Annotated in this window: 1 protein-coding gene; it reads left to right on the top strand. The window is 51.7% G+C overall.

Features of this window, described 5'->3' with window-relative positions; genetic code table 11:
- On the top strand, window positions 1-816 hold an 816-nt coding region (locus THS27_RS26320; RefSeq protein ID WP_085595967.1), incomplete at both ends, for an IS481 family transposase.

Raw genomic sequence — 816 nt, 5'->3', positions numbered from 1 at the left:
GAAGAAGCGGACATCTCTTGCCGATTTGCCGACCGGGCCGAAGGAACCGCATTCAACGGTTCTTTCGCTGGAGGAGGAAGCCGTTATCGTTGCCTTTCGCAAGCACACGCTATTGCCTCTTGATGACTGCCTTTATGCGCTCCAGCCGACCATCCCGCATCTGACACGCTCATCCTTGCATCGATGCCTACAACGACACGGCATTTCCCGTCTGCCGGATGTTGAAGGGGGCAAAGAACCGAAGAAGAAGTTCAAAAGCTACCCGATCGGCTATTTTCATATCGATATTGCCGAAGTGCATACGGCGGAAGGCAGGCTTTACCTCTTCGTCGCCATCGACCGGACATCCAAATTCGCCTTCGTTGAACTCTATGCCAAGGCCGGAAAAATGAATGCCGCACAGTTCCTGCGTAATCTGATCGCCGCCGTTCCCTATACCATCCATACCATTCTGACCGATAATGGCATCCAGTTCACCAATCGAACCTGCGACCTTTATGCCGGCCTTCACATCTTTGACCGTGTCTGCGATGAAAACGGGATCGACCACCGTTTGACCAAGGTAAAGCACCCCTGGACCAACGGGCAGGTCGAGCGTATGAACCGGACGATCAAGGAAGCCACCGTCAAACGCTTTCACTACGATGATCACGAGCAGCTAAAAAAGCATCTCGCGAATTTCATCGACGCCTACAATTTCGGACGAAGACTGAAGACACTCAAGGGCCTTACGCCCTACGAATTCATTTGCAAACAGTGGACAAACGAACCCGAAAGATTCATCATAAACCCAATCCATCAAATGCCGGGACTAAA

Source organism: Thalassospira sp. MCCC 1A01428 (genome assembly GCF_002115825.1).
Lineage (GTDB): Bacteria > Pseudomonadota > Alphaproteobacteria > Rhodospirillales > Thalassospiraceae > Thalassospira.
The sequence above is the reverse complement of the archived record's forward strand: the minus strand, read 5'-3'. Positions and strand labels throughout refer to the sequence as shown.